Below are 10,094 nucleotides of genomic sequence, written 5' to 3'. Positions count from 1 at the left end.
GTCTTGATAATAAAACAAAACTGAGTATTTTAATTCAACATTACGAATTCGTGATAATTCGTGATAATTCGTAGTTATAAAATGAAAACACCAGCATTCTCTACATACAACGCATCAGCCGGTTCGGGCAAAACATACACTTTGGTCAAAGAATATCTAAAAATTATTCTAAAAGCCAAACACAACGATGCTTACAAAAATATTCTTGCCATAACCTTTACCAACAAGGCTGTTTTCGAAATGAAAACCAGAATTATAGACAGTCTTTTCGATTTTTCTAAAGATAATCCATCTGATAAATCCATTCAATTGATGAATGATTTAGCAAAAGAAATTAATCTGAATCCCTTTCAAATTAAAACAAAAGCACAAGCAATAATAAAAAACATAATTCATAATTATGCGGCTTTCGATATTTCTACTATCGATAAGTTTACCCACAAAGTCATTCGTGCTTTTGCTTTCGATTTGGGTTTGCCAATCACATTTGATGTTTCGTTAGATACCGAAAATCTATTGCAAGAAGCAGTAGATGCTATTGTTGCGCAGGCTGGAGAAGATGAAGTAATAACCAAATTACTCATCGATTTTACAATGGAAAAAACCGACGACGACAAATCGTGGGATATTTCGAGCGAAATCATGAATACAGGAAGATTAGTTCTCAATGAAAATTATCGAGAAGAAATACTATCACTCAAAGACAAAACCATTCCAGAATTTATTGCACTTAAGGAAAAAATGGATTTATTGTCCGAAACATTGCAATTAGAAAGTATTGATTTAGCGAAACAATCTATTGCGTTAATAGAAAATAATGGAATAGAATTTAGCTCCTTTTATTCGAGTTATGTGCCAAAGCATTTTTTGAAATTAACTTCAGGGGAAATCATAAAACATACCGGGCATTATAAGTATCTAGAAGAAGTAGAAGGGAAACGATATTCAGCAAAAACACCTCAAACTCAAAAAAAAGCAGTCGATGCAATTGCAAATCAATTATTAGATAATTTAAAAAACATCAATGCTATTGCCGAAAAACATATGTTTTACCAAGCCTTTCTGAAAAACATAACACCACTTTCACTACTAAATACCGTAAGTAACGAATTGGCAAAAATTCAGGAAGACCAAAACATTTTGTCTATTTCGGAATTTAATAAACTGATTTTCGAACACATTCAAAACCAACCAGCACCATTTATTTACGAACGCTTGGGCGAAAAGTACAAGCATTTTTTTATCGATGAGTTTCAGGATACATCCGAAATGCAATGGCAAAATCTCATTCCATTAATAGATAATGCACTTTCGAGCGAAGATTTGCAAGGAATTCAAGGTTCTCTGATGATTGTTGGAGATCCTAAACAATCTATTTACCGTTGGCGTGGCGGAAAAGCAGAACAGTTTATCGATTTGGCTAAGTCTAAAAATCCATTTAGTAATAAAGACAAAGAGGTTTTTAATTTAGAAACAAATTATCGAAGTTTCGATACGGTAATTGCCTTTAATAATGATTTTTTTAAGTTTTTATCACAAAAATTTTCTAACGAAGATTACAAAGATTTGTATGAAAATTATAGTTTTCAGCAATCAAATTCTAAAAACGGAGGTTATGTAAATATTTCTTTCATTCCAGAATCTGATGCTGATTTTGTTTCAGAAGAAGACGAAGAAAACATCAATAAAAATGAAATTTATCTTAAAACTACTTTGCAAACCATCAGAAAAGTAGAAGGGGAAGGTTTTTCGTTTAACGAAATTGTATTACTTACTAGAAATAATAAACATGGCGTTTTATTGGCAAATTACTTGACCGAAAATGACATCCCAGTTATTTCGTCGGAAAGTTTATTGATAAATGCTTCATCAGAAGTAAAGTTTATACTGAATATGCTTCGATATTTGAACGATAAAAATGATATCGAATCATTAGCCAATGGTTTGTATTATTTGGATCAAAACATTGAAAATAATATTGAAACACACGATTTTATTTACCAAGGAATTCAGCACAAAGAGGAAATTGAACTCGAAAAATGGTTGTATAATTTCGAAATATCTCTTTCGTTTCGTGACATTAGAAGAAAATCATTGTACGAAATTGCTGAATTGATTGCAGCAAAATGTATCAATCCTAAAAACAATAATGCCTATGTGCAATATTTTTTAGACATTGTTTTAGAGCGTGATGTAAAATACCAAATGAGTATTTCCGATTTCTTAGCCTATTGGGACAAAAACGGTCACAAACTAAGTATTCCATCTGCCGAAGGATCTAATGCGATTCGGATTATGACGATACACAAATCGAAAGGATTAGAATTTCCAGTGGTTATTTTCCCTTTTGTCGAAGAAAATTATAGTGCACCCAAACGAGAAAAAATGTGGATTGATTCTCAGTCTGACGATTTAGATTTTGATAAATTTCTAATAGACAAATCTAGCAAAGTAACTGAATATGGTGAAAATGCCGCTTCGGTTTACAATCAGAAATCACAGGAAGATTTATTAGATAATATTAATGTTTTATATGTGGCGCTAACGCGTGCTGAAGAACAATTATACATCATTTCTAGTATAAAAGAAAGAAATAAAGCTGGTGATTTTCCTAATAATTCGGCTTCGTTTTTTATTGAATTTTTAGAAGATTACAAAAATTTCGATTCAAATATTTTGAATTACGAGTTTGGCAATCCAAAAAGAGTCTCGAAACAAAAACCATTAGAAGCCAAACGGAAAAATATCGAAGTTGTAAATTCAGTCATTAATCCAAATGCTATAAAAATCGCACAACGAGAATCACTCATGTGGGGAACACACCAACAAAAAGCCATTGAGTTTGGAAATGTTTTGCATGAAATTTTAGCTGGAGTAAAAACCAAAAATGATATTTCATTAGCTATAAAAAAAGCATTAGAAACGGGACTTATTACCGAAAATCAACAACAAGAAGTAGAAAAAACGATTACTGAAATCATTTTTAATCCCGAATTAAAAGACTTTTTTGATGAGAATGCTAAAGTTTTTAATGAACAATCTATTATTAAAAAAGATTTGAAAACCATCAAGCCAGACCGTGTAACTATTTCTGGACAAAATGCTTACTTGTTGGATTATAAGACGGGGAAACATCAGCCTAAATACGAAAACCAACTAAAAGAGTATGAATCTGCTTTGATAGAAATGGGATTTAATGTGCAGAAAAAATCACTCATATATATAGGAGAGAATTTAGAAATAGTACATTTGTAAAAAATAAACGAATAACCAAATACACATAAAAATGTACGGAAAAATTAAACAACACTTACAAAACGAATTAAACACAATCGAAGAAAACGGAATTTTCAAAAAAGAAAGAGTTATTACTTCACCACAAGGAGCCGAAATTACTGTTAACGGTGAAACGGTTCTTAATTTTTGTGCCAATAATTATTTAGGATTGTCATCGCACCCAGAAGTAGTTCAGGCAGCAAAAGACGCTTTAGATTCTCATGGATTCGGAATGTCTTCGGTTCGTTTTATTTGCGGTACCCAAGATATTCATAAAACACTTGAAAAAAAGATTGCCGATTTTTATGGCACGGAAGATACCATTTTATATGCCGCTGCTTTCGATGCAAATGGTGGTGTTTTCGAACCATTATTAGGTGAAGAAGATTGTATAATTTCAGATAGTTTAAATCACGCATCAATAATAGACGGAGTTCGACTATGCAAAGCAGCTCGTTACCGTTACGAAAATTCCAATATGGAAGATTTAGAAAAACAATTAATCAAAGCAACTGAAGCAGGGTCTCGTTTCAAGCTAATTGTAACTGATGGAGTTTTCTCTATGGACGGTTTGGTAGCACCATTAGATAAGATTTGTGATTTAGCCGATAAATATGATGCGATGGTAATGGTTGATGAATGTCATGCGGCAGGATTTATAGGAGCAACGGGAAAAGGAACATTGGAAGCAAAAGGTGTAATGGGTCGCGTAGATATTATTACAGGAACATTAGGAAAAGCTTTAGGTGGCGCAATGGGCGGTTATACAACTGCTAAGAAAGAAATTATCGAAATTTTACGTCAGCGTTCACGTCCATATTTATTTTCAAATTCATTAGCGCCAGCAATTGTTGGAGCTTCTATCAAGGTGTTCGAATTGTTAGAAAAAGACACATCACTTCGTGATAAACTAGAGTGGAATACCAATTATTTTAAAGAAGGTATGCGAAAAGCTGGATTAGATTTTATAGACGGAGATTCTGCAATAGTACCAGTAATGCTTTATGATGCAAAATTATCGCAAATCATGGCCGAAAAATTGCTAGAAAAAGGTATTTATGTCATTGGATTCTTTTTTCCAGTCGTTCCAAAAGACAAAGCAAGGATTAGAGTTCAGTTGTCTGCCGCACACACTACAACCCATTTAGACAAGGCTATCAAAGCTTTTACAGAAGTTGGAGAAGAGCTAAATATTATTAAAAAATAAATTTTTTCACTTTTTATTTAACTTTTTTAACAATTCATTTTGTAATTAATAATTTCCTAGTTACTTTTGTCACAATAACGTAATGTAATCAAATAAAATTAAGTATGAAACATCTTAACAAACTTTTTGTTTCCATGTTGATGATTGCTGGATTAAGTGCTTCTGCACAAGACAGCAACAATCCATGGGCAATATCTTTCGGAGCCAATGCAATAGACACAAGAACTAGTGCTGGTAACAGAGATTTTAATTTCAAAGATCACTTTTCAGAATTCTTTAATTTAGAAGACAATTGGAATATTCTTCCTTCTGTTTCTTACTTAACAGTTTCTAGAAATGTTGGTGGTAATTTTTCTGTAGGACTTACAGGTTCTGTAAATAAAATTACAAAATATGTAAATTGGGTTGGACCAACTCCAAATGCAGTTGTTGTAGATAATCCAAATGCAATGTATTACTCAGGAGATTTAGCTATTAAATACAGCTTAATGAGTTTAATAGGTTCTAAAGTAATCGATCCTTCTGTAAATGTTGGTGGAGGTTATTCTTGGATGGGTAAAACATCTGGTGGTACTGCAAACATAGGAGCTGGATTAACTTTTTGGTTTACTGAGCAAGTTGGTTTGTCATTAGCTTCTACATACAAAAAAGCATTTACTGATAGAGAATATAATTCTGCATCTGATTTCCAACTTCCTTCAGTTTTTGAAAACACAGCTGGTCTTGTTTTTAAATTTGGTGGTAAAGATACAGATGGTGACGGAATATATGACAGAGATGACGCTTGTCCAGATGTTGCTGGTTTAAAAGAATTCCAAGGTTGTCCTGATACTGACGGAGACGGAATTGCTGATAAAGATGATGCATGTCCAGAAGTTGCTGGTTTAGCTGCTTTAAACGGTTGTCCTGATACTGACGGAGATGGTGTTGCAGATATGAAAGACAAATGTCCTACAGTTGCAGGTCCAAGAGATAATGGTGGATGTCCATGGCCAGATACTGACGGAGATTCAGTTCTTGATAAAGATGACAAATGTGTTGACGTAAAAGGTACTGTAGCAAATAATGGTTGTCCTGAAGTTTCTGAAGAAGCTATCAAGAAGCTAAACGATTATGCTAAAACTATCTTGTTTGACACTAACAAAGCTACTTTTCAACAAAGAACTTTTGTAGTGTTACAAGCAATGACTGCAATATTAAAAGAATATCCTACATCTAACTTCTCTATCGAAGGTCATACAGATGGCGATGGAAAAGATACTGTAAACCAAACTTTATCTGAAAATAGAGCGGCTGCTGTTAAAACTTACTTAGTTGAAAACGGAATTGACGCATCTAGATTAACTTCAGCTGGTTTCGGAGAATCTATGCCAATAGCTTCAAACAAAACTAAAGCTGGAAAAGCTTTAAACAGAAGAGTAGAAGTAAAAGTGGTTAAATAATCACTTCCAAAATAAATTCTTAAAACGTCTCGATTTATCGAGGCGTTTTTTTTATATTTATATTCTATGAAAAACACTACTTTTTTAGAAAACTTAGTTGACAAATTACTTTCAAACGAAACAGAAAATCTTTCTGAAATAACCATTATACTACCAAACAAAAGAGCTAAAATATTTCTTCTCGAAGCATTTAAAAAAAACCTTCCAAACTTTACTTTTGCGCCAGAGATTACAAGTATTGAAGACTTTATTCAAGACATTGCAAACATTCGATCTGTAGATTCTATAGAATTGCTTTTCGAATTTTATACAGTTTATTTAACGGTAACAGTTAAAGAAAATCAACAAACATTCGAACAGTTTTCTAACTGGTCAAAAACATTATTACAGGATTTTAACGAAATTGATCGTTATCTTCTAAACCCAAAACACGTGTTTTCGTACCTTCAAGACATCGAAGTCATCAAAAGATGGGGGATTGATGTTGAAGATAAAACTAAATTAATAGATAATTATTTAGAATTTTGGAAATTACTTCCTTTGTATTACGAATCGTTTTATACTCATTTAAAAAATAAAGAAATTGGCTATCAAGGCTTAATTTATAGAGAAGCTTTAAACAATCTCGAGAATTTTATTTCTAATTTCAAAAACAAAAAAATTGTTTTCGCAGGTTTCAATGCCTTAAATCAAGCAGAAGAAAAAATTGTACAACAACTTATTGCTAATGATATTGCATCTATTTATTGGGATATTGATTCGGTATTTTTAAACGATGTTTCTCATGATGCGGGATTATTTGTGCGACGTTTCAAAAACACATGGTCTCATTATAAAACCAATCCTTTTGAGTGGATATCTAATAATTTTTCCGAAGAGAAAAACATTCAAATTATTGGTACTGCAAAAGCCATTGGACAAGCCAAAATTGTTTCTGGAATAATTGACAAAATAATTTTAGAAGAACCGAATGCTTCTTTAGATAAAGTCGCTTTAGTGCTTGGTGATGAAAATATGCTTATTCCAATGTTACATTCTCTTCCAGCAAGCGTTGGTAGTTTGAATATCACGATGGGGTATTCTAGTAAAAATAACCCAATCCAATTGTTGGTTGCTAAGTTGTTTAAGATGCACAACAATGCATTAAATAGAAGTGAGTCTAGTTATGTTTTTTATTATAAAGATGTACTTGATGTGCTTTCTAATCCAATTATCGAATCGTATGTAAATGCTTCGAAAGTAATTTACACCATCAAAAAGAATAATTATACATTTATAACCCATCAAAAAGTTATTTCGTTTCAAGAAAATTCCAACCACCTTTTTGAATTACTTTTTCAGAAATGGAATCAAAAACCTATCGAAATATTAGAACTTATTTCCAAAATATTATTAATCGTTAAAGCAAATTTAGATTCAAGTTTAGAAGAAGATAAGGTGGTAAAAACATTTTTATATTCGATATATAAAGTCAGTAACAAACTAATTACCTATTGTTCTAAAAATGAATACATAGAAAACATAGATACCTTGTATGCCATATACAAACAAGTTATCGATCTTGCTGAGGTTTCATTTGAAGGAGAACCTTTGTTTGGATTGCAAATTATGGGAGTTCTAGAAAGTCGTGTTTTAGATTTTGAAACTGTAATTATAACTTCGCTAAATGAAGGCAAATTTCCAGCAGGAAAAACAGTCAATTCGTTTATCCCTTACGATGTAAAACGAGAATTAGGTTTGCCAACTTATAAAGAGAAAGACGCCATTTACACGTATCATTTTTACCATTTGTTACAACGTGCAAAAAACATTTATTTGCTTTATAATACCGAAAGTGACGGTTTGGATGGTGGGGAAAAAAGCCGATTTATCACACAATTGGAAGTCGAAAAACAACCAAATCACAATTTGACTCACGAAATTATTCAGCCAATTGTACCAAATATTGCTTCCAAACCAATAGTAATTCCAAAATCTGAATCGGTAATGAATCGATTGAAAGAAATTGCAACAGGAAAAGGATTTTCGCCATCGGCATTAACTACTTATATTAGGAATCCGATTCAATTTTATTTCCAAAGAATATTATCTATTCGAGAATCGGAAGAAGTGGAAGAGAACATCGCGTTAAACACTTTAGGAACGATTATCCATGAGACGTTAGAGGCATTATACAAACCAGTCATTAATAAATTTTTGACTACTGATAATATAGATAAAATGTTGGCTCTTGCTAACGAGGAAGTTCTCAAACAATTTAAAGAAATTTATAAAGAAGGAGAGGTTAAAAAAGGAAAGAATCTTTTGGCTTTTGAAGTAGCAAAACGCAATGTTTTCAATTTTTTGATTGAAGAAAAAAAGCAAATTGCAAATGGAGATGTGGTGAAAGTTTTAGCATTAGAAACACCGTTAGAAAAAGTTTTAGAAGATGACAGTTTGCCAATTCCAATAAAAATTGCTGGAAATGTAGATCGAATAGAAATTAGAAACAACAAAATTCGAATCATCGATTACAAAACGGGAAAAGTAGAAAAAAATAGCGTTCAACTCAAAGAATGGAACGGACTTACTTTAGATGTAAAAAATGATAAAATAATCCAGTTGCTTTGTTATGCATTTATGTATGAAGAGCAAGCAAATGGGTTAGAAATGGAAGCGGGAATCATTTCATTTAAGAATATGAAAGCTGGTTTTTTACCTTTTGGAATAAAACAAGATAAAGAAAATTTCACGATTATAACACCTGAAATTCTAGAGCATTTTAAAAGGGAAATAGTTGTTTTAATTAATGAGATTTTGAATATTGAGATTACTTTTGAGGAAAAGGTCTAAATAACCACAAAAGGAACAAAAGAATATAATTATGATTTTAAGTAAAAGTGATTTAAAAGATTTGTCATATCAAATTAATGGAGCAGCAATAGAAGTTCACAAATTTCTTGGTCCTGGGTTATTGGAAAGTGTTTATCACAAGTGCATGATAAAAGAATTATTAGAAAGAGGAATTTCTTTTGTATCTGAACTAAGTGTTCCAGTTATTTATAAAGGAGTAGAAATGGATACTGATTTAAGATGTGACTTGTTTGCTGAAAAATGTATTGTTGTTGAATTCAAATCTGTTGAAAAAATTCAACCCATATTTCATGCTCAATTACTAACTTATATGAAATTGCTTAAAGCACCTAAAGGAATTATATATAATTTCAACACTAATAATTTATATAAAGAAGGACAACAATCTTTTGTTAATGAATATTATAAGTTATTAGATGAATTTTAAAAAAATCTACCACAAAAGACACAAAAGGAATTGTGAATATTTATAGTGAATTATAAGCAAGAAACTTTTGTGTATTTGTAGTAAATAAAAATTAGATTGTTTTAAAAAAAACCAATAATACTTTTTCTAATTCATCACGATTTTCGATGTGACTCATGTGACCATCAGGAAAAGAAATCAATTGCACATTGGTACCTTCAATTTGTTTAATGTTGTCTTCGTAATTTAGAACACCATCTTTTTTACCAAGAATAAGCAGTTTAGGATAAGCAGTAAGATGTAGCAAATGTTCTTTATTTTTTCTGAGTTTCATGCCTTCTTGTGCTGCAATATAGCCTTGTAAAGGAGTTTTTAACGCTTCTTTTTTTACTTGTTGAATTTCTGAAATAAAACTATCACGATTGTCTATGCTGAATAAATTTGCAATAGAGATTTGAACTAAAGAAGCATATTCCTTGTGTGCCATTTTTATAGCACGATTTCTGTTTATTTTTCGCTCATGATCATCTGCATAAGTAGTGGAGTTTAATAAGACAAACCCTTTAGTGTTTTCAGGATACAATTCGGCGAAAGCCAAAGCAACATAACCACCCATCGAATGTCCTACGAAAACAGATTTTCTAATTTTTAAATGTTGTAAAACAGCATAAACCATATCAGCTTGGTCTTCCATCGTGTGTACATATCCCAAACATTCGGATTTGCCATGACCTAATAAGTCGATGGTGATGATTCGATATTTTTCTGTAAACGATGCCATATAAGAATCCCACATCGTGGCATTTTCTAAAAAACCATGAAGTAAAACTATAGCAGTTCCTTTTCCAGCATCGAAATAGGAGATTTTTGTGTTTTTGTAAAGGAAATTATTCATTAGTACAAAAGTAAG

General features: G+C 31.7%; 6 protein-coding genes. 5 read left to right on the top strand and 1 reads right to left on the bottom strand.

Annotated elements, in window-relative coordinates:
• Positions 1 to 81 precede the first annotated feature (81 nt).
• From ACH2BP_RS03315 to ACH2BP_RS03295, 5 genes are all read left to right on the top strand, one after another.
• A complete protein-coding gene (locus ACH2BP_RS03315; RefSeq protein ID WP_395056983.1) occupies positions 82 to 3,255 on the top strand; it encodes a UvrD-helicase domain-containing protein in 3,174 nt (1,057 codons plus the stop codon).
• A 31-nt stretch (positions 3,256 to 3,286) separates the two neighbouring features.
• Positions 3,287 to 4,483 (top strand): glycine C-acetyltransferase, encoded by a 1,197-nt coding sequence (gene kbl, locus ACH2BP_RS03310; RefSeq protein ID WP_395056981.1) that lies wholly within the window; start codon positions 3,287 to 3,289, stop codon positions 4,481 to 4,483.
• Between the two features lie 104 nt (positions 4,484 to 4,587).
• Positions 4,588 to 5,925, top strand: a complete 1,338-nt coding sequence (locus tag ACH2BP_RS03305; RefSeq protein WP_395056979.1) for an OmpA family protein — start codon at positions 4,588 to 4,590, stop codon at positions 5,923 to 5,925.
• Between the two features lie 66 nt (positions 5,926 to 5,991).
• Positions 5,992 to 8,757, top strand: coding sequence for a PD-(D/E)XK nuclease family protein (locus ACH2BP_RS03300; RefSeq protein WP_395056977.1), 2,766 nt, complete (start codon positions 5,992 to 5,994; stop codon positions 8,755 to 8,757).
• Between the two features lie 61 nt (positions 8,758 to 8,818).
• Positions 8,819 to 9,205 (top strand): GxxExxY protein, encoded by a 387-nt coding sequence (locus tag ACH2BP_RS03295; RefSeq protein ID WP_395056975.1) that lies wholly within the window; start codon positions 8,819 to 8,821, stop codon positions 9,203 to 9,205.
• 91 nt (positions 9,206 to 9,296) lie between these two features.
• Here ACH2BP_RS03295 and ACH2BP_RS03290 read toward each other — a convergent pair whose 3' ends face one another.
• Positions 9,297 to 10,079, bottom strand: coding sequence for an alpha/beta fold hydrolase (locus ACH2BP_RS03290; protein ID WP_395056973.1), 783 nt, complete (start codon positions 10,077 to 10,079; stop codon positions 9,297 to 9,299).
• Between the last annotated feature and the right edge of the window lie 15 nt (positions 10,080 to 10,094).

The organism is Flavobacterium sp., from assembly GCF_043756175.1.
Taxonomy (GTDB): domain Bacteria; phylum Bacteroidota; class Bacteroidia; order Flavobacteriales; family Flavobacteriaceae; genus Flavobacterium.
The sequence above is the reverse complement of the archived record's forward strand: the minus strand, read 5'-3'. Positions and strand labels throughout refer to the sequence as shown.

Bases quoted from the DNA above. Each gene is read 5' to 3' on its own strand.
- ACH2BP_RS03315 (WP_395056983.1), top strand. From the start codon at position 82: ATGAAAACACCAGCATTCTCTACATACAACGCATCAGCCGGTTCGGGC.
- kbl (WP_395056981.1), top strand. From the start codon at position 3,287: ATGTACGGAAAAATTAAACAACACTTACAAAACGAATTAAACACAATC.
- ACH2BP_RS03305 (WP_395056979.1), top strand. From the start codon at position 4,588: ATGAAACATCTTAACAAACTTTTTGTTTCCATGTTGATGATTGCTGGA.
- ACH2BP_RS03300 (WP_395056977.1), top strand. From the start codon at position 5,992: ATGAAAAACACTACTTTTTTAGAAAACTTAGTTGACAAATTACTTTCA.
- ACH2BP_RS03290 (WP_395056973.1), bottom strand. From the start codon at position 10,079: ATGAATAATTTCCTTTACAAAAACACAAAAATCTCCTATTTCGATGCT.